Below are 22,454 nucleotides of genomic sequence, written 5' to 3'. Positions count from 1 at the left end.
GACAGCTAGACTGAATACGTGGCACAGATTCCGCGCCGCGCACCTTCTGCGCTACACATTCTCTGCGTCACGCAGTCAAATCTGAAGCATGGAGGAGCCGATGTCAACCGATTCACTTCCTTCGGGTGATTCCCAGGCCTGGACCCGCGCCGAGCTGCTGGCGCGGGTCGTCACCGAGAGCCAGCGGCACTACGCCGACTACTCGGTCTTCAGCCAGGCGATGGCCGACCACATCGGTCTGCACCCCACCGACCTGCAGTGCGTGGCGCTCCTCGACATGGAACCCGACCCCGTCAGCACGGGCGACATCGCCCGACTCACCGGCCTGACCTCGGGTTCCGCCACCCGGCTCGTCGACCGGTTGGTCAAGGCGGGGATCGTGGAGCGGCACGCCGACCCCCACGACCGCCGCCGCTCCCTCGTCGCCCTCGCCCCCGCGGCGCGCGCCCGGATCGGCGCGGCCTGGGAGACCCCGGGACGCGCTTTCGGCGCCGTACTGGCCGACTACTCGGACAGCGAACTCGCCGTCATCGGCGACTACCTGCACCGCGCCGCCGAGGTCGGCCGGGCCCAGGCCCGCCGCCTGACCTCCGGCGCGAAGGAAGCGACGGACACGACGGACACGACGGAGAAGCCGAAAGCGACGGACACGACGGACACCACGGACAAGCCCGCCACGTGATCCCACCGGCCACCCCACCGGCCGTTCCGCCCCTCAACCCCGCCGCCAGGCCGTCCCCCACGGCGCCCCGCCGCCCCGCCGGGCGCCGCGCGGGGGCGCCCGTCAGTGCCCCGCCGTGCCCAGTGCCCGCAGCCCCTTCGCCAGGTCGTCGCGGTCCATCACCGGCGCGATCTCGATCTCCGCGCCGAACTCCACGAACAGTTCCTCGGTCAGCGTCGGCAGCTGCGAGCTGTCCCGCATGTCGAAGACGATCCAGCAGGAGCGCACCCCCTCGGACAGTCCGAAGTAGGAGGCCTCCGGATTCAACGCCTCCATGAGCCGGCCCATCGCCCGCTCCAGCGTGCCGTTCGTGGTGCCCTCGTTCGCGGCGGCCGTGTCCAGGTGCATCCGAAGCATGACTCTCATGCGTGACTCCTTCCGTCACGCCCACCCTCGGCTCAGCCACCCGGCCCGGCAACAATTCCTCGCCCGTCAGGGGCCGCCGGTACCCGCGCCCGTCCCGGCCCCCGCGCCCTGGATGTGGAAGTTGAAATCGGTGTGCCCGAGCGTGCCCATCAGCCGCAGCCAGATCGGCAGCAGCATCTCGGTTCCACGCGCGGTCTCGATTCCGCCGAGGTCGAGCACGCCCGTCTCGGGCCACCCGAAGGAGTGCAGCAGCTCCCGCACCTCCTTCTTCGCCTCCCCGTCGTCCCCGGACAGGAACACGTGGTGCTCCCCGGCCACCCGGGACGGGTCGACCATCACCCCGCACTGCATGGTGTTCAGCGTCTTGACCACGCGCAGCGCGGGGTGCGCCCGCTGGATCTGCTCACCGAGACTGTCGGTGCCGACCGGGTCGAGGCCGGGCGGGAACCCCCGGGAGAAGTCGAGCGGGTTGGCGATGTCGATCAGCACCTTCCCGTCGACGTGCGCGGTGTCCACCGAGGCCAGCGCCAGCAGGCTGACCCGGCCACCGGTGGCGTTGACGAGTACGTCGGCCCCTTCCGCCGCGTCGGCGAAGGAGGCCAGCCGCACCTCCGGGTTCCCGGCCCGCCAGTCCGCGTACGGCGGGGTCCCGGTCTCCCCCGGCTCGCGCACGGCGAGCGTGACGGCGGGGTCGCGGGTGCCGATCACCACCTCGTGGCCGAGGGAGACCAGCTTCCCGGCGATGGTGCGGCCGACGATCCCGGTTCCGAGTACTGCGTAACGCATGACGTACGCCCTTTCCTGAACGCCTGAACGCCTGAACGCCTGACCAGTCGACGACCCGACCGCCAGCCGAAGGCCCGGCCACCGGCCACCCACCACCCGGCCCCGCGAGGATGACCCCCGCGCCTCAGCCGAGGAGGCCGATGTCGTAGAGCAGCCGGTACTTCGTCGGGTCGTCCGGAAGGAACCAGTGGAACCCCTCCTCGAAGAACACCGCCACCACGTTCACCGCGATCACCACACCGAGGAACCACAGCGCGGCCGTCCCCACCGCCCGGTACGGCCCGTCCTCCGGCACCGCCCGGTCCGCCGTCGAGTGCGCGAAGGCCAGGACGATCCCGATCGCGACCGCCGAGGCCTGGAAGAGCATCCACGCCCACACGTACAGGTGGAGGCCGAACACCTCGCTCCCGAACCCCTTGTCCCCCGGCAGGACGTGCAGCATCGTCTGCCGCCAGGACGCGAACGACCCGCCGATCACCGCGACCAGGGACAGCCCCCAGCCCATCATGTAGTCGCGCCCCGTCACCGCCCCGGCCGCCAGCCCGGTACGGATGATGTACGCCGCCCCGGTCGCGGCCAGCAGCATGAACATCCGCTGCACGACGCACAGCGGGCACGGGTACTCCCACAGCCCGAACTGGAAGAAGAGCCCCCCGCAGACGACCCCCGTCCAGCCGACGACGAAGAGGCACGCGAACCAGTACTGGACCCGGCCCAGCAGCCCGCCCGTCAGTGCGGACTCCGGCACGAGCCCGGTCATCGCGGCCACGGTCAGTAGCTCAGGGTGAGGGCGAGGCCGCTGGTGATGTGGTGCGCCATCAGCAGGATCACGGCGAGCAGTACGACCCACCAGGCCGCGAGCAGGATCGCCCGGGACGACTCCCGGTACATCGCGATCAGGGTGGCGAGGAGCCCGCCGAAGATAAGGGTGTCCATGCGCCGGACCGTACCGATATAGAGACAAAGCACCCATAAGGCGCGCCCCCGTCCCGCCCCTCTTACGTCACTTGCCGCGCCGGTGTCACTTGGAGCGCTTACGCCGTCCACGGCGCCCCCGCGCCCCGCCCGATTCGCCCCGGGCCCGCCCGTCCAGCGCGATCCACACCCGCACCTCGGTACCCCCCAGCACCGACCGCCCCAGCCGCACGTCCCCGCCGGTCGATTCCGCGACCCTGCGCACGATGTCCAGGCCCAGTCCGGTGGACCCGTCCCGTCCCCCGTCGTTGCCGCGCCGCAGCGCCGCGTCGGGGTCGGCGATGCCCGGCCCGGCGTCCGAGACGAGCACGATCACCGCGCCCCCCGCGTCGTGCACGTCCACCGCGAAGGGCGTGCCCTCGGCGGTGTGCCGGAAGACGTTGCCGAGCATCGCGTCGAGCGCGGCCGCCAGTTCGGGCCGGCCCACGGGGATCCGTACGACCCGGTCCACGCCGGCCAGCCGCACCTCCCGGCCCTCGTCCTCCGCCAGCGCCGACCAGAAGGCCATCCGGTCCCGGATCACCTCGGAGGCGTCGCAGCCCGCGCCCGAGAAGCCCTGCGCGGCGGCGGGCCGCTGCTCGCGCGCGGTCCGGATGATGGTGTCCACCTCGCGTTCCAGCTGCTCGACGGCCGCCCGGGTCTGCTCGGCCGCCGGACCGTCCCCGAGGGAGGCCGCGTTGAGCCGCAGCACCGTCAGCGGCGTCCGCAGCCGGTGCGAGAGGTCGGCGGCCAGCTCCCGCTCGCTGGCGAGGAGTTCGACGACCTGGTCCGCCATGGCGTTGAACGCGATCGCGGCCGACCGGAGTTCCTTCGGCCCCTCCTCGGGGACCCGCGCCCCGAGCTTGCCGTCGCCCAGCCGGTGGGCGGCGTCGGCGAGCCGTTCGGCGGGGCGCACCAGCCGGGCGCCGAGCCGGTCGGCCACCGCCACCGAGCCCACGATCAGTGCGAGGCCCACGCCCGCGAGGACCAGCCAGGCCGTGCTGACGCCGTTGCTGACCTCGCTCTCCGGCACGTAGATCTCGATCACCGCGATGTCTCCGGAGCCGAGCGCAGTGGGCTGGAGCAGCGCCGAGCCCCCGCCGGGCACCGAGGTGGTCATCGCCCGCCCGTAGGCGCGGGTCTCGGCGACGGCGTGCGCCCCGGCCCAGCCCGCGCCGCTCTCGGCCGGGCCGCCGATGTCCACCGCCGCGCCACCGCCGACGGCGGGCACGTGCACGGCCATCCGCCGGGCCGCGCCCATCTGCGTGGACTCGACGGCCTTGCGCAGCTGGAGCGGATCGGTGGTGATGGAGAGGGTGGGCCCGATGGTGGCGGCCTGCCGTTCGGCGTTGGAGAAGGCCCGGTCGCTGGCCATCTCCCGGACCACCAGTCCCAGGGGGATGGCGAAGGCCGCGACGACCATGGTGGTGACCGCGAGGCACACCTTGACGAGCGCCCACCTCATCGCGCCCGGCCCGCCCCGATCCGACGGGAGCCGCCGCCCGAGCGGTGGCCGACGCCGGAGCCCGCCCCGGCGCGCGCCCGGCGGACCCCGCTCACCGCGGCGGCTCCAGCTTGACCCCGACCCCCCGCAGCGTGTGCAGGTAGCGCGGGCTGGCCGCCGTCTCGCCGAGCTTGCGGCGCAGCCAGGACAGGTGGACGTCGATGGTCTGGTCGTCGCCGTACGACTGCTGCCACACCTCGGCCAGCAGCTCGCGCCGGGCCACGACCACCCCGGGCCGCCCGGCCAGGAAGGCCAGCAGGTCGAACTCCCGGCGGGTCAGGTCCAGTACGGCCCCGTCCAGCTCCGCCTGACGCCGCAGCGGGTCGATGGCCAGCCCGCCCACCCGCAGCACCCGCGAGGGCGGTTCGCCCCCGGCGGCGGCCCGCGAACGGCGCAGCACGGCGGCCATCCGGGCCGAGAGGTGCTCCACGGAGAAGGGCTTGGTCAGGTAGTCGTCGGCGCCGTCGTTGAGCAGCCGGACGATCTCCGCCTCGTCGTCGCGCGCGGTCGCGATGATCACCGGTACGTCGGTGATCCCGCGCAGCATCTTCAGCGCCTCCGCCCCGTCCAGGTCGGGCAGTCCGAGGTCCAGGATGACCAGGTCGAAGCGGTGGTGCGCGACCTCGCGCAGGGCCTCCAGGGCGGTGCCGACGCTCCGCACGGTGTGGGAGGCCTCGGTCAGGTGCCGGATGAGGGCGGAACGTACGAACTGGTCGTCCTCGACCACGAGCACACTTGCCATGAGCGGCACCGTAGTCCATTCGAGGGACGCCCGGCGGTGTCGGGCCCTCACTCGAACGGGTGGTGCAGTATGTCCTCTGATGCGACGAGCACTGGTGCACTCCCTGGCCTGGACGCTGGCGACCGGGGCCTCGGTGACGCTCTCCTGGTGGGGCGTCCACACCGTGATGTCCGGTACGGCCTACGATCCCCCGCTCGCGGTGCCGTTGACGGCGCTGCCCCGCTCCTCCTCGACCGGCGCGGCCCTGCCGCCCGCGCCGTCGCCGTCACCGACCCCCTCGCCGTCGCCCTCGGCAGCGTCCCCGTCGGCGCCGCCGGCCACCCCGTCCGCCCCGTCCGCGCCGGTCGGCGGGTCCCGCCGGCCGTCGTCCGGGACGGAGGAGGAGGCCGACGGCGTCCGCAGCTACCCGGTCCCGGGCGGCCGGGTGGTCCTTGACCTCGGCGGCCCGGCGGGCCAGCTGGTCTCCGCGACCCCGGGGGCGGGCTGGCGGATGCAGGTGTGGAAGCAGACGGAGTGGATCCGGGTGAACTTCACCCGCGGCGAGCGGACGGTGTCCGTCTTCTGCACGTGGAACGGCCATCCGCCCACGGTCGAGATCGTCGACGAGTAGCCGAGCGGCCGCCGAGCCGAAGGATCGCGGTCCCTCAGCGGAACACCGACGGCGGCGGCGCCGGCGAGGCCACCGCCGACGCGTCGGCGACCGGCGCGGCCCCGCCCGCGAAGGCGGCCAGTTCCCGCCCGTGCTCGACCCGTCCCGGGTGCGGGTCGCTCGCCACCCGCCGGGTGAACTCGGCCACCGGAAGCTCCTGGTCCGCGGCCACGAGCACCGCGTTGCCGAAGCGTTTGCCCCGCCACACCACGGGGTCCGCGGCCATCGCCAGCTGCCCGAACCGGGAGGCCGCGGTGGCGATCTGCCCGCGCAGGTGCGCCAGCGGCGGCCCGTCCGCCAGGTTGGCGACGTACCACCCGGTGGGCTTCAGCACCCGGCGTACGTCGTCCAGGAACTCGGCGCTGGTCAGGTGCGCGGGGGTGCGCGCGCCGCTGAACACGTCGGCGATCACCAGGTCCGCCCAGCCGTCCGGGAGCTTGGCCATCCCGGCCCGCGCGTCGGTGGCCCGGACCCGGACCCGCGCCTGGGGGTCGAGCGGGAGGTGGGCCCGCACGAAGGCCACCAGGCCCGCGTCGATCTCCACGACCTGCTGCGCGGAACGGGGCCGCGCGGCCGCCGTGTAGCGGGCCAGGGTGAAGGCGCCGCCGCCGAGGTGCAGCACGTTGAGGGGCTGCCGGGCGGGGGCGGCCAGGTCGATCAGGTGCCCGATCCGGCGCTGGTAGGAGAAGTCCAGGTAGCCCGGATCGTCGAGGTCCACATGGGACTGCGGGGCGCCGTCGATCAGCAGGGTCCAGGCGTGGGCGCGCTCCCGGTCCGGCGTCAGCTCCGCCGTGCCGCCGTCGACCTGGCCGACGAGGGGTTCGGCCGCCCCCGTCCGTCCGCTCCCGTTCCCGCTGCCGCCTCGTTCGCCGCGCTGCCTGCCCTTTGCCATGCCCTCATTATGGCGTCGTCCCAGCTCACCGGCCCGGGCCGGTGGCTCAGCGGCAGTTGTCGGCGGCCTCGATCAGCCGGGCCGCCTCGCCGAGCGCCGCCCGCAGGACCTCGGGATCGGTGACCGGACCGGTGGAGTCCGGGGGCAGCAGCCAGCCGGTGCCGCCCGCGGCGGGGGATTCGCCGAAGAACCGGGTGCCGCGCCCGTTGGTCTGCGTACACGCGCTGCCCGGCAGGTCCCAGGCGTCGGCGGTGCCGGGGGGTACCAGGAATCCGAGGGTGTCGCCGGACCCGTCGTGCATCACGGGTCCGACCCCGCTGTCCCGGCTCGCGGCGCGGCGGATGATGTCGACCGCCTCCAGTCCCTGCCGCGTGGGCACGGTCACCAGGTCCGGGGCCGGGGCCTGCGTTCCGGCCGGGGCCCTGCCAGGCTCGGTCGCGGTGTTCGATCCACTGCTCTCCATGCCGCCCTCCAACAAGGGAACCCCTCCTCGATGCGCGTACCCGGACTCGCCTCCCGGTCCGCATGGTTCAACGCACGGGGCCGTCAACGGGTGCGGCGGCAGGACGCCGCAAAGGATGGCAGTTCATGGCGGATCGCGGGTGAGATATCCGTTTTGTAGGCAAACACCGTGTGGGCCCGCCCCCGCTGGCGGTACGTTCGTGCTCGCCGGGCCCAGCAGATCACCGGCAGCGTCCCTCGCCAGAGAGGCCACGTCCATGGCGGCGTCCCCCCACTCACCCAACTCATCGTTCCGGCGGCTCAGGGGGCGGCATTCTCCCGCCGAGTTCGCGGCCGTGGTGCGCCGGGCGGCGAAGGAAATCGGAGAAACGGTTTCCTGCGACGCCCGCTACATCGGCCGGGTCGAGTCGGGAGAGATCCGTTGTCCCAATTACGCCTACGAGCGCGTGTTCCTCCACATGTTCCCGGGGCGTACGCTCACCGATCTGGGCTTCTCACCCCGCGAGGCGGTACGCGGCCGGGCCGCGCACCGGATCCCCTCACCCCGGATGCCCGCACCGCGGATCCCCGCACCATCCCTGTCCCTGTTCCCAGGCTTCACGCATTTCTCCAAGGAGAGCGACGTGTTGCGTCGCGCATTCATGGCGGGCGGCTCCGCGACCGTGGCGGCGGCCGCGACCCTGAACCTCACGCTGCTCGCCGACAACCGCCGGTTCCCCTCCCGAGCCGGTGACGCCGAGGCCGAGGCCGTCGAGGACGCGGTGCGCCAGATCCGCCTCCTGGACGACCGGCACGGCGCGGACAGCCTCTACCGCAAGGCCGCCGAACCGCTGCGCACCGCCTATGCCCTGCTGGACGCCGGGGCCGCCCGGCAGTCCACCGAGGACCGGCTGCACGCGGGCGCCGGGGAACTGGCCGTCTCGGTGGGCTGGCTGGCCCACGACTCGGGGCGGTTCGAGGACGCCCGCTCGCACTACGCGGAGGCCCTCGCCACCGCCCGGGTCTCGGGCGACGCGGGCCTGGAGGCGCACGCCTTCAGCAACGCGGCCTTCCTGGCCGGGGACTGCGGGCGCCCCCGCGAGTCCGTCCGCGCGGCCCAGGCCGGGGCGCGCGCGGCCCGCAACCTCGGCTCCCCCCGGCTGCTGTCCCTGCTGGCCCTGCGCGAGGCGGGCGGCTGGGCCGGCATGGCCGAGCGCAGGTCCTGCGAGGACGCCCTGACCCGGGCCCACACCCATTTCTCGCGGGGCCCCTCCGCCGCCGACCCGGAGTGGATGTCCTTCTTCGGCGAGGCGGAGCTGGAGTTCCTGGAGGCGCGCTGCTGGGCGGCGCTCGAGGAGTACTCCCGGGCGGCCCGGCACGCCCGGCGGGCCGCCGACCTCCAAGCCCCGCACTTCGCCCGGAACGTGGCCCTCTACACCGCGGAGCTGGCCGACGACCTGGCCCGGGCCGGGGCCCCCGACGAGGCCGCCTGGGCGGGGCACCGGGTCCTGGACCTGCTGGCCGAGGTCCGCTCGACCCGGGTCCAGTCGATGCTGGCCCACACGGCCCGCGCCCTGGTCCCGCACCAGCGCTCACCGCGCGTGGGCGCCTTCCTGACCCGCCACGCCTCGGCCTGACGGGTTGCGGGAGGGGCTCCGCTACGCGTCCAGGTGCCCGGTGTCGTTCCAGCGCTCCAGCGCCGGGGCGCCGTAGGCCCAGCCGAGGACCGACAGCGAGGTCGGATCCAGCTTGATGCGGGCGCCGAAGGAGGCGTCCATCCCGAGCCAGCGGGCGGCCAGGGTGCGCAGGATGTGGCCGTGGGCGAAGACGAGTACGTCGCGTTCCGACGAGCGGGCCCAGGTGACCACCTCGTCCGCCCGCGCGGAGACGTCGGCGACGCTCTCGCCGCCCGGTGCCCCGTGGCGCCAGATGAGCCAGCCCGGCTGGATCGCGTGGATCTCGGCCGGGGTCATGCCCTCGTAGTCGCCGTAGTCCCATTCCATGAGCGTGTCCCAGGCCTCCGCCTGGAGGCCGAACCCGGCCAGGTCACAACTCTCGCTCGCGCGGATCAGCGGGCTGGTGCGGACCTCGACGCCCGGGAGTCCGGCCCACGGGTGGCGGGCCAGGCGCTCGCCGAGCAGCTTCGCGCCCCGCTTCCCCTCTTCCAGCAGCGGGATGTCCGTACGTCCCGTGTGCTTGCCGGACAGCGACCATGCGGTCTGTCCGTGGCGGGCCAGCAGGATGCGGGGGGCCATGTCTTTTTCTCCCGGTCCATGAGAGTTCACCAGCCATTGTGGTGCTTGTGCTGTGGATCATATGGTTCTGTCTTCAGGTCATCATCCATCACATGGACTCCGGGCAACCTCCGGGTGCTCATCCGCGTCTTACACCGTATGACTAATTGGCGACGGCCCACCCGGTGGTGGGCCGAACTGCTGCTCCTGGGGCTCGTCTACGGCGCCTACTCGGGCGGCCGACTCCTGGCCCGGGGCGACGTTCAGCTCGCCGTCGACCACGGCATGGCGATCCTGCGCTTCGAGCAGGCCCTGCTCCTCGACTTCGAGAGCCCGCTCAACCGGCTCTTCACCGAGCACGCGTGGCTCGGCATACCCGCCGACTTCATATACGCCTCGCTGCACTACCTGATCACCCCGGCCGTGCTGCTCTGGATGTACCACCGACGCCCCGAGCACTACCGCACCGCCCGGACCTGGCTGGTCTCCTCCACCCTCCTCGGGCTCGTCGGCTTCGCCCTGATGCCCACCTGCCCGCCGCGGCTGCTCGGCCTGGCGCACGGGTTCCACGACACCATGGCCCAGTACAGCGCGTACGGCTGGTGGGGCGCGGAGGCCAGCGCGCCGCGCGGGATGGGCTCCTTCACCAATCAGTACGCGGCGATGCCGAGCCTGCACGTCGGCTGGGCCCTGTGGTGCGGAGTGCTGCTGTGGCGGTACGGGCGCCACCCGCTGCTGCGGGTCCTGGGCGCGGTGTACCCGCTCGTCACCACCCTCGTCGTGATGGGCACCGCGAACCACTACTTCCTGGACGCCGCCGCCGGGGCGGGCGTCATGGGCGCCGGGTTCCTGTTCGCGCTGTCCCTGGAACGGCTCGGCGAGCGCCGGGCCGCCGCCGCTGCCCGCGCGCCCGCGACGGAGTCCGCCGTCTCCGGTTTCCGCCGTAAGTCCACGATTGTCAGTGGCGGATGGGAGACTTCCGCGGGTGAGCTCCTTCCCGCCCAGCGGCCCCCCGCAGACGACGCTCCGGCAACGGCTCGCTGATCTGCGCGGCCCCGCCGTGCCGCCCCGCCCGCTCGACGCCCGGGCGCTGGCGGCCCTCGCCGCCAACCCCGGCTGCGGCAGACGCGCCCTGCTCGACGGCGCCGGGGTGGACAAGACGGCGCTGGCCTCGGCGCTCGGCTCACCGGCCGCCTTCGGCCAGTCGCAGTTCGCGATGATCCGCGGGAACTCCTTCGAAGCCAAGGTCAAGGGCGACGGCGGCGCCGAACTGCTGCGCCTGGTGCACGAGCACCTCGGCGCGGGGGCCGAGCCGCCGACCCGGCGGCCCCACGTCCCCGACCTCACCGCCGCCGGTCCCGAGGGCCGCGCCGCCCGGACCGCGCTCGCCCTGCGCGAGGCCACGGTGGCCGCGGCCTGGACCCTGCTCGACCATCCGATGCTCGCGCTGGAGGTCGCCGGGTCGCCCGCCTACCTGGAGCCCGACGCGGTCGTGGTGCATCCCGACGGGCGCTGGACCGTCGTCGAGATCAAGTCCTTCCCGATGATCGACGGGGCCGCGGACGCGGCGAAGGTCGGCGCCGCCGCCCGTCAGTCCGCCGTGTACGTGCTCGCCCTGGAGCGGGTCGCGGCCGTGCTGGAGGGCGCCGTCGTCGGTCACACGACGCTGCTGGTCTGCCCCAAGGACTTCTCCAACCTGCCCACCGCCTCCGTCGTGGACATCCGCAAGCAGCGCGCGGTGACCGCGCGCCAGCTGGACCGGCTCACCCGGGTCGAGGAGCTGGCCGCGGCCCTGCCCGCCGGGCTGAGCTTCGATCCGGCCCGGCCCGCCGAGGAGCTGGCCGAGGCGGTGGAGGCGGTGGACGCCGCCTACGCCCCTGACTGCCTGGCCGCCTGCGAGCTGGCGTTCCACTGCCGGGAGAGGTCCCGCGCGGCAGACGCGGTGACCGCGCTCGGCCGCTCCGTACGCGGGGAACTGGGCGCGTTCACCACGGTCGGCGCGGCGCTGGCGGCCGCCGCCGGGACGGGCCCGGCCGACGACCCGACCTCGGCGGCGCTGCACCGGGCCGCCCGGCTGCGCGCCGAGGCCCTGGAGCAGGCGCCCGCACGCACCGCGCGGGAGGAAGCCGCATGCCCCTGCTGAGCACCCTGGCCCGGCTGGAGGCCGTCCGCGCGGGGCGGGCGCAGCCGCTGGCGACCGTACGGCACCGGCACCTGGGCGAGCGCCCGCTGGTGTGCGTACCCCTGACCACGGCCGGTGAGGCGGGGGCGCCGCTCGGCGCGCTGGTGGGTACGGACCGGGCGCAGCCGCGGCTGCTGGTCGTCGCGCAGCCGCGGGACCGGAACCTGCGCTGGGAGTTCCTGGCGGAGCTGGCCGACGTGGTGCTGCCGTACCTGGACGGGTATGCGGACGCCGTGGAGGCCGCCGAGCGGACCGAGACGGATCCGGAGAGCGGCAAGAAAGTGAAGGTGGCGACCGAGCTGTGCGCGGACGCCCCGCAGCTGATCGTGCCGAGCCGGGCGGGCGTGGAGTACGTCCGGCTGCTCGGGCGGTCGATGCGGTTCCGGCGTACGGCCGAGGAGGACCCCGAGGCTCCGTATCCGGCGCCGCCACGGGTGCCGCTGCTGGGCCGCTGGTTCACCCACCTCGGCGAGCGGTCCCGGGTGCCCGGGTCCTCGATGCTGCTGTCCGCGACGGAACTGCTGGCCCGGCACTGGGCGAGCGGGCAGAGCAGTCTGGAGGACCAGCACCTCGGCGCGCTACTGGCCTGGATCGACCCGCCGGACGGGACCTCCGGCGCGCGGGCGGCGCTGCGCGCGGAGCTGGAGCGCGACCGGGACGGGCAGTTGCTGGTGCCCCCGGCGGGCCCGGCCACCGACCCGGCCTTCGACAACCGGCTGCTGGCCCCCGCGATGGCCCGGTTCGACGCGGCCCGCGCCGCCGAGCCGCGGGTCGCGGAGGCGGTGGAGCGGACGGAACGCGCGGTACGGGACCTGGTCGAGGCCCAGCTTCGGCCCACCTGGGACGCGGTGTGGCGGTCCCTGGACCTGCTGCGCACCCTGCCCGAAGGGGCGTACGCGGAGCAGCGTTGGACCCGTGACCGCTGGTCGTACACCGGCCACCGGGACCGGGTCCGGGCGGGTGAACCGCCGCAGCCCCGCCGTGACGACGCGGTGACGGCGGCCCAGAAGCTGGCCACCCGCGAGACCGAGCAGGTCCGGGTGGACGCCCAGGAGGCCCTGGACGACCCCCTCGTGATGGCGGGACGGCGGCTGGCGGGCGAGGCCTTCACGGGCGAGGTCACCGAGGTGGTCATGGAGTGGACGGAGTCCAAGCGGCCGAGCCCCCGCCCGCTGGTGACGGTGGCGACGGAGGACCGGCCGCAGCTGCCCGAGGACGGCGGCCGGGCGAAGGTGTACCGGGCGCTGGACGGGCGCCCGCAGTCGGCCGAGTTCGTCGGGTACGCCGGTCCCCGCGGGGACGGGCTGCTCGTGCTGCGGCTGCTGGACAAGATGGGGCGCGGCAGGGAACCGGACGCGGGCTCGGTGCCGGGCAAGGGCGACCGGGTGTGCTGGACCCTGTTCGAGCACGACGCGCGGGGCGGCCCGAAGCTGCCCGACCCGGAGCACACCCCGTGGACGCACGGCGGGCCGCCCGGATCCGGGGCCCCCGCCGCCCATGCCGACGCCGTGACCGACGAGGACATCCTGTGAGCGCGACCAGCACCGTCGATCCGGCCGCCGCGGCGGCCCGGGCCACCGAGGCGATCCTGCGCGACACGCTGCACGGCGCCGAGCGGGGCGTGGTCGTCGACTCCCCGCCCGGGGCCGGGAAGTCCACCCTGGTGGTGCGGGCGGCCCGCGAACTGGCCGCCGCCGGGCGCCGGACGATGATCGTGGCGCAGACCAACGCGCAGGTGGACGACCTGGTGCTGCGCCTCGCCGAGAAGGACCCGGAGCTGCGGGTGGGCCGCCTGCACAGCAGTGACGGCGAGGCCTACGACAAGGCGCTGCTGGAGCTGCCGTCGGTGACGCTGTCCGCGAAGGCGGGCGACCTGGGCGACCTCCCGATCGTCATCTCGACGGCGGCGAAGTGGGCGCACACACAGGGCGTGGAGCCGTGGGAGCACGCGATCGTCGACGAGGCGTACCAGATGCGCTCCGACGCGCTGCTGGCCGTGGCCGGACTGTTCGAACGGGCGCTGTTCGTGGGCGATCCGGGCCAGCTGGACCCGTTCAGCGTGGTCGGCGCCGAGCAGTGGGCGGGGTTGTCCTACGACCCCTCCGCCTCGGCGGTCTCCACCCTGCTGGCGCACAATCCGCGGCTGCCGCAGCACCGGCTGCCGGTGTCGTGGCGGCTCCCGGCGTCGGCCGCGCCGCTGGTGTCGCGCGCGTTCTACCCGTACACCCGGTTCCGCAGCGGTACGGACCACGGCGACCGGCGGCTCTCGTACGGCGTGCCCTCGGACGGGTCCGGCCCGGACCGGGTCCTCGACGAGGCCGCCGAGTCCGGGTGGGGCCTGCTGGAGCTGCCCGCCCGGCACACCCCGCGCACGGACCCGGAGGCGGTGGGGGCGGTGGCCCTGGTGGTCCGCCGGGCCCTGGACCGGGGCGCGGTGACCTCGGACGAGCGGAGCCCGGGCCCGGCGGCGCTGACCGCTGACCGGATCGCGGTCGGCACGGCCCACCGCGACCAGGCCTCGGCGGTCCGCGCCGCCCTGGCGGGGCTGGGGGTCACGGGGGTGACGGTGGACACCGCGAACCGGCTCCAGGGGCGCGAGTACGACCTCACCGTGGTCCTGCACCCGTTGTCGGGCCGCCCGGACGCGACGGCCTTCCACCTGGAGACGGGCCGCCTGTGCGTCTTGGCCTCCCGCCACCGGCACGCCTGCGTGGTGGTGGCCCGCGCGGGCATAGCGCGCCTGCTGGACGACCATCCCTCGACGGAACCGGTCCAGCTGGGCGTGACCATGAAGTTCCCGGACGGCTGGGAGGCCAACCACTCGGTCCTGGCCCACCTCGCGGAACACCGCGTCCCCTGGAAGCCGTAGCCCCGGGCCGTGAGCACGGCCCGCGCCCGGGACGTTCGTACGGGCGTTCCCGGGGCGGGGGGCCTTGGGGCGGGCTTGCGCGGCGCTGGACAATGGACGGTGGCCCGGAAGGAATCCGTCCACGAAGCAGGAGGACACGCATGGCAGAGCCCGAGCGCACCGAGCGGAGGCTGCGGCCCGCTCCGCTGCTCTTCGAGCCCTCGGAAGCCGCCACGGATCCCGAGCACTTCTTCGACCTCGAGTCGATCGAGGACCCGCGCGAACTGCTGGCCCGCGCCACCGAACTCGCGCTCGCCTTCCGGGCGGCGCAGGACCGGGCCGTCGAGTTCCAGGCGATGGCGGCCGCCCAGCTGGCGGACCCGCGACGGTTCGACCGCCTCTCGGCGGCGGTGATCGGCGAGCGCGCCCAGTGGTCCGAGGACTACGCCGAGAAGATGATCGAGTTCGGCGAGGCACTGCTGCGGGGCGCCGCCGAGGACCGCTAGCGGGCGGCGGTCCCGGCCGCACCGCGCCCCCGTCCACCCACGCATCCGCCCGCACCCGTACATCCGTTCTGGCATATGCGCAGCGCAAGATACCCCAGCCCGCCCCGCCGTGTCCTGGTTTCCCGTAACTCCCGGGAACCGGAGCGCCACGGCCGGTAGACCTTCCCCATGACCACGATGACGACGGCTACCGGCTGCCCCACCCTCCACGCACCCGCCACCCACGTCACCCCGCAGGGCGCCGCCTGGCTCGCCTCCGCCTCGCCCTACCCGCACAGCACCCTCACGCTGTGGCAGAGCAGGCCCACCGCCCCCGCGGTGCTCCCCTGCGGCAGCGCCTTCGACGTCGTCAACGTGCCCGCGGTCTTCGGGCGCCGGATGCTGGACCTGCTCTGGAGCGAGGGCCCGGGGTCCGGGCCGGTGGCCGTGCACCGCGGCCGGACGCTGCTCTTCGCCACGCCCGGCACGGCCCACCGGCTGCCCGCGCTGCTCGCGTGGGAGGAGTGGGGGGAGGCCCGCGGCGGCGGGGCCGACGGCGGGGCCCACGCCACCGCGCCCGCCCCGCTCTGCCACGGCCGGGGCGACGCGGTGACCGTACCGGCGCTGGCCGCCGCGCCCGGCGCCGCGCCGGGGCATTCGCGCTGGCTGGTGGCCCCGGACACCCGGCTCCCCTGGCTCCCGGGGCCCGAGGCCCTGCTGTGGGCCTGCGTGCGGGCCGCCCGCGGCGGCGGCGCCGAGTCGGCACCGGACCTGCGGATATCGATTTTTCCTTCGGCCGATCCGGATGCTAATGTCTACGACGTCAGCAAGCGCCGCTAGCTCAGTTGGTTAGAGCAGCTGACTCTTAATCAGCGGGTCCGGGGTTCGAGTCCCTGGCGGCGCACAGACGGAGGAAGGCCCCCACGCGAGTGGGGGCCTTCTTCGTGTCCGGACGCGGCACCGCCGGACGCGGCACTAGCTCGTGATCTTCACCGTGTACGCGCCGGACTGGGTCCGGTCGGCGACCTCGATGGTGATCCGCTCCCCCGGCACGGTGAACGTCTCGCCCACCTCCAGCGGCGCGTCCGCGAGCGGCGGGTAGACCGAGCGGCCCCAGCAGGCGTCGGTGTGCGGATGCCCGTCCACCACCTCGATCGGGCCGCCGCCCGACGCGGGGTCGTTGCGCACCCGGTAGACCAGGACGCCCTCGGTGCAGGTGTGCCCGTCGTTGCCCGCGGAGCCCCGCGCCTCGATGGCGATCGCGGTGCCGGGGCCCGTACGGACGACCGCGAGCCGGGTTCCGACCGAGCCGCCCCGCTGCGGTGCCTGGGCCAGCGGCTGGAGGGTGTGCAGGGAGGTGCCGCCGCGCACGCAGTCCACCTGGCCGGGGCCCAGCCAGCCCAGCTTCCACTTGTGCCAGGCGAACAGGTCCGGGGCCATCCCGAACTGGCTCCCCATCACGTCCCAGTCGCCGACGTAGGTGTCCCAGTCCCCCTTGCCGTCGTTGGGCCGGTGATAGAGGTCCGGCAGGTCGAAGACGTGCCCGGTCTCGTGCGCCAGGACGTTGCGGTCCGGCGGGTGCTTCTCGAAGACGGTGACGATCCGCCGCAGATCGGTGCCGTCGGCCCGGATCGGCCGGTCGAAGTTGACGACCTTGGTGGCGTCGGAGTCCACCCCGGGCGCGTCCGGGTCGGCGACGAAGTACACGATGTCGTACGCGCTGAAGTCCACCTCGGGGTCGGCGGTGGCGACGGCGTCGCGCACGTAGGCAGCCCGCGCCTCGGGGGCCCAGTCACGCTGCATCCCGTAGGCGGTGGACGGCTTGGGCATCTGCATCCAGTGCCGCTGCGGGTGCGGGACCAGCTGGAAGCGGCCGTACGAGGCCCGCTCGAAGAACTGGCTGGTGGCCGGGAAGTAATCGGCCGTCAGCTGGTCGGGGGTGGTGACGGGCCGGAAGTCCGGGAAGGACAGGAAGACCATCAGGGCGTTGAGGGAACGTTCCGGCTTGGGGTAGTCGCCGTTCCAGGTGTCCAGGCCCAGCGAGTGGTGCGACGCCGTTCGGGTGAGCGCGCACGGCCCGGCCCCGGAATCGGCCACCGCCGGACCCGCGACGAGCGAGATCGCGGCGATGGCCGCGAGGGAGGTGAGGGCGGCCGCGGCACTGCGCGCGCGCTCCACTCCCCCGGGTGTCTGCTGTCGCGGCACATCGACCTCCGGTGGTGGATTTCGTAACATCCCACCCACCTTGCGGCGATTGTCTTACTAATGTCCTGTTCCGCTGCCCCACACGAGTGAGCGGTACGGCATCCCGGTGACCCCGCGGCTTTACGCGCATATTCATCTGTGTCTACGGAACGTCACGATCGGTCAGCCGAGGTCACACACGGACTCCGCGCGCTCACAGCCGCGCAGAAACGATCGGGCGACAGGGGGCGGACGAACCGTCAGCACGCCGAAGCGGAGGGGTCGTCGCGGCGGCGCCGCTGGATAGGGCCTCCCGGCAGCCTCTATGATCGGCACACTTTCCTGCACGGACACCACGAGCACTGCGGGAGCGAACGGTGAGCGGAACCCCAGAAGGAACCGGTTCGGCGGCCGACAGCATCCGACCGACCGTCACGGAGCGTCACCCGGCAGTGCCTGCGGCGTCGACCACGTCCCCGGGCGGCCCCGGCCGGACCCCGGTGGGCCGGAGCGGATCCGAACTGCGCGACTACCGGGCCGCGTTCAACGCGGCCCACCTCGCGATGGCCGTCGTCGACCGCGACGGCTTCGTCGTCGCCGCCAACTCGGCCCTCGCCGGGCTGCTCGGCACCGAGGCCCACGACCTCGACGGGCGGTCCGCGGCCGATCTGGTCGACCTGGCCGCCGAGGCCCGGACCTGGCAGGCCTACCGCGAGGTGCTGCGCGGGCGCCAGGCCCGGCTGCGCTGCACCCGGCGGCTCAAGCACCCCGACGGGCACTCGCTGTGGACCGAGGTCACGCTGGGGCCCGTACCGGGCAGCGGGGACGTCCTGCTGTCGGTCGCCGACATCAGCGACCGGCGCGACCTCCAGGCCCGGCTGCGGCACCTCCAGATGCACGACCCGGTGACCCGGCTGCCCAACCGGGCGCTGTTCTTCGAGCGGTTGTCGGCCGCCCTGGAGAGCCCCTCCTACGAACGCGGGGGCACCGGCCGGATCGGCCTGTGCTACCTGGACCTCGACGGGTTCAAGGCGGTCAACGACACCCTGGGCCACCGGGTCGGCGACCGGCTGCTGACCGCCGTCGCGGCCCGGCTCGCCCAGTGCGCGGACCAGTCCGGTTACGGGCGTACGGGCGGCCATCTGGTCGCGCGGCTCGGCGGCGACGAGTTCGCCCTGCTCGTGGAGGACTCCACGGGCACCGAGCAGCTCGCGGACCTGGCCCGCTCGGCGCTGGCCGCCGTACAGGAGCCGTTCGACCTGGCCGGGCAACGGCTGTCGGTGTCGGCCTCCATCGGGGTGGTGGAGCGGGTGGCGGCCGGGACCTCGGCGACGGCGCTGATGCAGGCCGCCGACACCACGCTGTACTGGGCGAAGGAGGACGGCAAGGCCCGCTGGACCCTCTTCGACCCGGAGCGCAACGCCCATCGGATGACCCGCCAGGCCCTGTCCTCGACGCTGCGGCCGGCGGTGGAGCGCGACGAGTTCGTGCTGGAGTACCAGCCGCTGGTGGACCTGGAGAGCGGGGTGGTGCGGGGCGTGGAGGCCCTGGTGCGCTGGAACCACCCGCAGTTCGGGACCCTCACGCCGAATCGGTTCATCGGGATCGCCGAAGAGGACGGTTCCATCGTGCAGTTGGGGCAGTGGGTGCTGCGGACGGCCTGCCGCCAGGCGCGCCGCTGGCAGATCGAACACCCCAGTGACGCACCGGTCTTCGTGTCCGTGAACGTCGCGGTGCGCCAGGTGTGGGACTCCGACCTGGTCGGCGACGTCGCGGAGATCCTGGCGGAGACCGGGCTCGCGCCGCAGCTGCTCCAGCTGGAGCTGACCGAGTCGGCGGTGATGGGCTCGGCCGGGCGGCCGCTCCAGGCCCTGCAGGCGCTGAGCGACATGGGGGTGCGGATCGCCATCGACGACTTCGGCACTGGCTACTCCAACCTGGCCTACCTGTCCCGGCTGCCGGTCTCGGTGCTGAAGCTGGACGGCTCCTTCGTGCGGGGCTTCCGTTACGAGGAGGGCTCGCACCCGAACCCGGCCGACGAGACCATCGTGGAGGCCCTGGTGCAGCTGGCGCACCGGCTGGGGCTGACGGTGACCGCCGAGTGCGTGGAGACGGCGGGGCAGGCGGCGCGGCTGCGCCGGGTGGGCTGCGACACCGGTCAGGGCTGGCTGTACTCCCGCGCGGTGGCCCCGGAACGGATCGCCGAGATGATCATCGCCCGCCCGCAGGACCTCGCCCGCTGAACCGGCCGAGCGTCCGAGCCGACCGAGCGTCTGAACCGACCGAGCGTCCGAACCGGCCTTCCGGGTCCGCGAACACCGCCGCCCCCGCCCCTGGGAAGGGCGGAGGCGGCGCTCGCTCGGCGCGGGGTGGGGGGATCAGCAGGCGCCGAGGTCCTTCCAGACACCCCACGCGCCGGTGGTGCCGGGCACCTCGTTCTGCGTCCACCACTGGGCCTGCCACTTGTGGCCGCCGTAGGAGACCTGGCTGCCACCGGTGTAGACGGCACCGCCGACGTAGGCCGCGACCGCACCGCAGCCCGCGGGCGGGGTGGTGGGAGGCGTGGTCGGGGGCGTGGTCGGCGGGGTCGTGGGAGGCGTCGTCGGCGGGGTGGTCGGCGGCTGGGTGGTTCCGCCGAGGGCGTCCGAGATCTGGTTCAGCAGCGTGGTCTTGTCGTCCAGGCCGAGCAGCGAGTACATCATCGCGCCGGCCAGGCCGCGCTGCTTGCCGTAGTCGACCCGGGCCTGGATGGACTTCTGGTTCAGGCCGGTGAAGAACTCGCCGTCCTTGTAGAAATACGAGGCCTTGGCCTGGTCGTCCCAGAAGGTGGTGGCCGGGTTGTCGACGATCCCGCCAAGCTCCTTGTAGTTGGCGATGCCCGCCTGCTGGCTGGTGGGCCGGGCCGCGGAGGGGCCCGTCGCGGTCTGGGCGAGGCCGTTGGCGGTCCCGGCGGGAACGCCCTTCCAGCCGCGGTAGTAGAACTCGTAGCCCAGGGTCAGCTTGTTGGCGGGGAAGCCGCCCGCGATGCCGTAGGCCGCGTTGCCGTCGAGCCAGGAGTCGATGGCGTTCTTGATGCCGTACTTCTGGGTGCCCGGCGCGATGGGGTCGGTCGGGTCGGCGGCCGAGTTCAGCAGCGGGGACTGGTGGTAGGTCGGCCCGTCGCCGTCCCAGGCGCCGTGCATGTCGTAGGTCATGATGTTCGCGTAGTCGAGGTACGCGCCGATCTTGTCCGTCTCGATGTACTTGATCTTGTCCTGGCCGGCCGGGAGGGCCGAGGTCAGCAGGTACTTCTTGCCGCCGTTGGCCGCGCCGTACGCGTCGAGCTGCTCACGGAACTCCTTGAGCAGCAGCGTGTAGTTGGCCTTGTCCTCGGGTCCGGTGTGGTTGCCCAGGTGGCCGCCGGTGGAGCCGGGGTACTCCCAGTCGATGTCGATGCCGTCGAAGATCCCGGCCGCGCTGCCCGCGCCGCCGTAGCCCCCGTCGACCGGCAGGTTGCCCTTGATGTACTGGTCGATGCAGGAGGAGACGAGCTTCTTGCGGCTGGCGTCGGTGAGCGCCGCGTCGTGGAAGTACTTGGAGTAGGTCCAGCCGCCGATCGATATGTTGATCTTGAGGTGCGGGTACTTCGCCTTCAGCTGCTTGAACTGGTTCATGACGCCGACGATCGGCTGGTCCCACTTGTCCGCGACGCCGCTGACGCTGTCGGCCGCGCTGAAGGACTTCTGGTAGTCGGCGTAGGAGTCCCCCGCGCCGTCACCGGCGCCGGCGTTGTTGTCGTCACCCGCCGCCTTGTTGGCCTCGAAACAGGTGAGGTTGGTGGGGTGGATGTTGCCGAACGAGTAGTTGAGGACGTCCAGCTTGCTCGCGATCCCCCGGGTGTCGAGCTGCTTGGGGTAGAAGGCGTTCCCGTACACGCTCCACTGGTCGTAATAGGCGATCTTGACGCCACCGCCGGCCGTCGCTGCGGTGGTCGTGGAGTCCGCGGCCTGCGCGGTGCCGAGGCCGGCGAAGGTGGCGAGCACCCCTGCGGCGAGAGCGGCCGTGGTGGCCGCCGCGATGAGCGGTTTACGGATGTGCATGGGGGGCCTCCGGAGGCGGGGGGAGGGCAGAGCCGTGGAAAAGCTTGCGGGTGAGAGAAGTGATAGCGATCACTCCAACGCCGCGTCAATGGTTTGGACCAAACAAGGACTAGACCAGTTGGACGACAAATCCCCTCGTCAGAGACCTGATCGCATAACAAAAACCGCTCGTCACCCCGGTGACGAGCGGTTTAAGGCCCCCTTAGGTCATCCCCGCGCAAGGTTTTGGCAACAAACCAGCCAAACCCCGTTCGCGGCTACTCAGGCAGGTTCCACGCCCTCCGCACGCATCCCGTACGCATCTGCGACGAGCCCGTACGACCGCACGCGGGCCGCTCCGCTGTGCCCGGTCGTGGTCAGCATCAGCTCGTCCGCACCCGTCCGCTTGACCAGACCGTCCAGCCCCTCCCGGACCTCGTCCGGGGTGCCGTACACGATGGTGGCGAGCCAGCTGTCGACGAACTCCCGCTCCAGGGCGCTGAAGGAGTACGCCGCCGCATCCCGCGGGGTCGGCACCAGGCCCGGCCGCCCGCTCCGCAGCCGCAGCATCGCCAGCGCGCCGGTGAGCACCTGGGCGTGGGCGGCCTCCGCGGTGTCGGCGGCCAGCGCCGACACCCCGATCAGCGCGTACGGCTCGGCCAGCACCGCCGAGGGGCGGAAGCTCTGCCGGTAGAGGTCGAGCGCGGGCAGCGTGCCCGCCGCCGAGAAGTGGTGGGCGTAGGCGAAGGGGAGACCGAGCTGTCCGGCCAGACTCGCGCTGAAACCGGAGGAGCCCAGCAGCCACACCGGCGGCCGGGCGGGGGATCCCTGCACCGGCCCGGGCACGGCGTGCACCCGGGCGTAGGGGTGCCCGTCGGGGAAGTCGTCGTCGAGGAACCGGGTCAGTTCGGCGAGCTGGCGCGGGAAGTCCTCGGCGCCCTCGTCGAGCCTGCCCCCGCCGCGCAGCGCCATGGCGGTGCGCCCGTCGGTGCCGGGCGCGCGGCCGAGGCCCAGGTCGATCCGCCCCGGCGCGAGCGCTTCCAGGGTGCCGAACTGCTCGGCGATCGCGAGCGGGGCGTGGTTGGGCAGCATGACCCCGCCGGAGCCGAGCCGGATCCGCGAGGTGTGGGCGGCCAGGTGCGCCAGGATCACGGCCGGGGAGGAGCTGGCGACCCCGGGCATGGAGTGGTGTTCGGCGATCCAGTGGCGGTGGTAGCCGCGCGCTTCGGCGAGCCTCGCGATGTCCACGCTGGTGCGCAGCGAGGCGTGGGCGGTACTGCCCGCGCCGACGGTGACCAGGTCCAGTACGGACAGCGGTACCGGCGCCGAGCCGCGGACGGTTCCGCGGATCGCGTCCGGCGCGCCCACCCCGTCCCCCGTGTCAGCCATCTTCGCTCCTCCGTCGTCG

Annotated in this window: 22 protein-coding genes and 1 tRNA gene; 11 read left to right on the top strand and 12 right to left on the bottom strand. The window is 73.4% G+C overall.

All coding sequences use genetic code 11. The annotated features are described in order from the left end of the window. Positions 1 to 100: 100 nt before the first annotated feature. Positions 101 to 682 (top strand): MarR family winged helix-turn-helix transcriptional regulator, encoded by a 582-nt coding sequence (locus tag QMF80_RS02335; RefSeq protein WP_283448973.1) that lies wholly within the window; start codon positions 101 to 103, stop codon positions 680 to 682. Between the two features lie 102 nt (positions 683 to 784). Here QMF80_RS02335 and QMF80_RS02330 read toward each other — a convergent pair whose 3' ends face one another. The 6 genes from QMF80_RS02330 to QMF80_RS02305 form a co-directional block, all read right to left on the bottom strand. Next, positions 785 to 1,087, bottom strand: a complete 303-nt coding sequence (locus tag QMF80_RS02330) for a DUF3303 family protein (RefSeq protein ID WP_283448972.1) — start codon at positions 1,085 to 1,087, stop codon at positions 785 to 787. A 66-nt stretch (positions 1,088 to 1,153) separates the two neighbouring features. Next, the gene (locus tag QMF80_RS02325) at positions 1,154 to 1,873 is read right to left on the bottom strand and encodes an NADPH-dependent F420 reductase (protein ID WP_283448971.1); all 720 of its coding nucleotides are present in this window, start codon (positions 1,871 to 1,873) and stop codon (positions 1,154 to 1,156) included. Positions 1,874 to 1,997: 124 nt separating this feature from the next. After that, on the bottom strand, positions 1,998 to 2,633 hold the full coding sequence (locus QMF80_RS02320; RefSeq protein ID WP_283448970.1) for a disulfide bond formation protein B: 636 nt from the start codon (positions 2,631 to 2,633) through the stop codon (positions 1,998 to 2,000). An 11-nt stretch (positions 2,634 to 2,644) separates the two neighbouring features. Further along, a complete protein-coding gene (locus tag QMF80_RS02315) occupies positions 2,645 to 2,809 on the bottom strand; it encodes a DUF5993 family protein (protein WP_283448969.1) in 165 nt (54 codons plus the stop codon). Between the two features lie 85 nt (positions 2,810 to 2,894). Beyond that, entirely contained in the window at positions 2,895 to 4,292 is a 1,398-nt protein-coding gene (locus tag QMF80_RS02310; RefSeq protein ID WP_283448968.1) for a sensor histidine kinase, read from the bottom strand. Positions 4,293 to 4,383: 91 nt separating this feature from the next. Continuing rightward, positions 4,384 to 5,073, bottom strand: a complete 690-nt coding sequence (locus QMF80_RS02305; RefSeq protein ID WP_283448967.1) for a response regulator transcription factor — start codon at positions 5,071 to 5,073, stop codon at positions 4,384 to 4,386. 79 nt (positions 5,074 to 5,152) lie between these two features. Between QMF80_RS02305 and QMF80_RS02300 the strand changes: the two genes are divergently transcribed. Beyond that, complete coding sequence (locus QMF80_RS02300; RefSeq protein WP_283448966.1) at positions 5,153 to 5,683, top strand: hypothetical protein; 531 nt, start codon at positions 5,153 to 5,155, stop codon at positions 5,681 to 5,683. A gap of 34 nt (positions 5,684 to 5,717) precedes the next feature. Here the strand turns inward: QMF80_RS02300 and QMF80_RS02295 are convergent, their stop codons facing one another. Together QMF80_RS02295 and QMF80_RS02290 are read right to left on the bottom strand one after the other, a co-directional pair. Beyond that, positions 5,718 to 6,614 (bottom strand): spermidine synthase, encoded by an 897-nt coding sequence (locus QMF80_RS02295; RefSeq protein ID WP_283448965.1) that lies wholly within the window; start codon positions 6,612 to 6,614, stop codon positions 5,718 to 5,720. A gap of 46 nt (positions 6,615 to 6,660) precedes the next feature. Continuing rightward, on the bottom strand, positions 6,661 to 7,077 hold the full coding sequence (locus QMF80_RS02290) for a hypothetical protein (RefSeq protein WP_283448964.1): 417 nt from the start codon (positions 7,075 to 7,077) through the stop codon (positions 6,661 to 6,663). A 256-nt stretch (positions 7,078 to 7,333) separates the two neighbouring features. On the opposite strand from QMF80_RS02290, the gene QMF80_RS02285 reads away from it, so the two are divergent. Next, positions 7,334 to 8,692, top strand: coding sequence for an NsdA family TPR-like regulatory protein (locus QMF80_RS02285; protein ID WP_283448963.1), 1,359 nt, complete (start codon positions 7,334 to 7,336; stop codon positions 8,690 to 8,692). Between the two features lie 21 nt (positions 8,693 to 8,713). Here the strand turns inward: QMF80_RS02285 and QMF80_RS02280 are convergent, their stop codons facing one another. Then, positions 8,714 to 9,310 (bottom strand): histidine phosphatase family protein, encoded by a 597-nt coding sequence (locus tag QMF80_RS02280; protein ID WP_283448962.1) that lies wholly within the window; start codon positions 9,308 to 9,310, stop codon positions 8,714 to 8,716. 138 nt (positions 9,311 to 9,448) lie between these two features. Between QMF80_RS02280 and QMF80_RS02275 the strand changes: the two genes are divergently transcribed. The 7 genes from QMF80_RS02275 (at position 9,449) to QMF80_RS02245 (ending at position 15,708) form a co-directional block, all read left to right on the top strand. Beyond that, positions 9,449 to 10,333 (top strand): phosphatase PAP2 family protein, encoded by an 885-nt coding sequence (locus tag QMF80_RS02275; protein ID WP_283448961.1) that lies wholly within the window; start codon positions 9,449 to 9,451, stop codon positions 10,331 to 10,333. Continuing rightward, positions 10,275 to 11,432 carry a hypothetical protein gene (locus QMF80_RS02270; RefSeq protein WP_502962745.1) on the top strand — a complete coding sequence of 386 codons (1,158 nt, stop codon included), beginning with the start codon at positions 10,275 to 10,277 and terminating at the stop codon, positions 11,430 to 11,432. Before QMF80_RS02275 ends, QMF80_RS02270 begins: the two co-directional genes overlap by 59 nt. Then, positions 11,420 to 13,003, top strand: a complete 1,584-nt coding sequence (locus QMF80_RS02265; protein ID WP_283448959.1) for a hypothetical protein — start codon at positions 11,420 to 11,422, stop codon at positions 13,001 to 13,003. The genes QMF80_RS02270 and QMF80_RS02265 overlap by 13 nt, the downstream gene beginning before the upstream one ends. Then, positions 13,000 to 14,340 (top strand): AAA domain-containing protein, encoded by a 1,341-nt coding sequence (locus QMF80_RS02260; RefSeq protein WP_283448958.1) that lies wholly within the window; start codon positions 13,000 to 13,002, stop codon positions 14,338 to 14,340. Before QMF80_RS02265 ends, QMF80_RS02260 begins: the two co-directional genes overlap by 4 nt. Before the next feature lie 140 nt (positions 14,341 to 14,480). Next, positions 14,481 to 14,825: a DUF8844 domain-containing protein gene (locus QMF80_RS02255; protein WP_283448957.1), complete on the top strand. Its 345-nt coding sequence runs from the start codon at positions 14,481 to 14,483 to the stop codon at positions 14,823 to 14,825. A gap of 168 nt (positions 14,826 to 14,993) precedes the next feature. Next, positions 14,994 to 15,644 (top strand): bifunctional DNA primase/polymerase, encoded by a 651-nt coding sequence (locus tag QMF80_RS02250; protein ID WP_283448956.1) that lies wholly within the window; start codon positions 14,994 to 14,996, stop codon positions 15,642 to 15,644. Further along, a tRNA-Lys gene (locus QMF80_RS02245) sits at positions 15,635 to 15,708 on the top strand. The genes QMF80_RS02250 and QMF80_RS02245 overlap by 10 nt, the downstream gene beginning before the upstream one ends. A 71-nt stretch (positions 15,709 to 15,779) precedes the next feature. Here the strand turns inward: QMF80_RS02245 and QMF80_RS02240 are convergent. Beyond that, positions 15,780 to 17,039, bottom strand: coding sequence for a M6 family metalloprotease domain-containing protein (locus tag QMF80_RS02240; protein ID WP_502962744.1), 1,260 nt, complete (start codon positions 17,037 to 17,039; stop codon positions 15,780 to 15,782). A gap of 326 nt (positions 17,040 to 17,365) precedes the next feature. Between QMF80_RS02240 and QMF80_RS02235 the strand changes: the two genes are divergently transcribed. Further along, positions 17,366 to 19,231, top strand: a complete 1,866-nt coding sequence (locus QMF80_RS02235) for a putative bifunctional diguanylate cyclase/phosphodiesterase (protein ID WP_283448954.1) — start codon at positions 17,366 to 17,368, stop codon at positions 19,229 to 19,231. A gap of 135 nt (positions 19,232 to 19,366) precedes the next feature. On the opposite strand, the gene QMF80_RS02230 is transcribed toward QMF80_RS02235, so the two are convergent. Then, on the bottom strand, positions 19,367 to 21,067 hold the full coding sequence (locus QMF80_RS02230) for a glycosyl hydrolase family 18 protein (RefSeq protein WP_283448953.1): 1,701 nt from the start codon (positions 21,065 to 21,067) through the stop codon (positions 19,367 to 19,369). 261 nt (positions 21,068 to 21,328) lie between these two features. Further along, positions 21,329 to 22,435 (bottom strand): LLM class flavin-dependent oxidoreductase, encoded by a 1,107-nt coding sequence (locus tag QMF80_RS02225; RefSeq protein ID WP_283448952.1) that lies wholly within the window; start codon positions 22,433 to 22,435, stop codon positions 21,329 to 21,331. Positions 22,436 to 22,454: the final 19 nt, after the last annotated feature.

It is taken from the genome of Streptomyces sp. G-G2 (assembly GCF_030063135.1).
GTDB lineage: Bacteria > Actinomycetota > Actinomycetes > Streptomycetales > Streptomycetaceae > Streptomyces.
This window is presented reverse-complemented; position numbering and strand designations above follow the sequence as displayed.